The 249-nt window shown below is 64.7% G+C and carries 1 protein-coding gene; it reads left to right on the forward strand.

Annotation, left to right across the window (positions count from 1 at the left end):
* Nucleotides 1–249, forward strand: a 249-nt coding sequence (locus ACP7FG_RS13130) for an FAD-dependent oxidoreductase (protein WP_439226649.1), incomplete at both ends; no start/stop codon positions are given.

Consider the following 249-nt stretch of genomic DNA (forward strand, 5'->3'; position numbering starts at 1 on the left):
TCTATGCCCGTTCGCCTGCGCTCACGTTCGAACGCCGTGGCGATCGCTGGGTGGTGAAGACCGACAAGGGCGAGATCTCCGGCCGCGCGCTTGTCGTCGCGACCAACGCCTATAGCGGCGAGTTCGCGAAATCGCTGGTGCCGGAGATCGCGACCGAAGTGATGCCGGTGCTGTCCTGGCAGATGGCGACGCAGCCATTGTCGGACAATGTCCGCAAGACCATCATTCCCGGCCGGCAGGCGATGTCGG

This window comes from Idiomarina sp. ST10R2A5 (assembly GCF_051842325.1).
GTDB lineage: Bacteria > Pseudomonadota > Gammaproteobacteria > Enterobacterales > Alteromonadaceae > Idiomarina > Idiomarina abyssalis.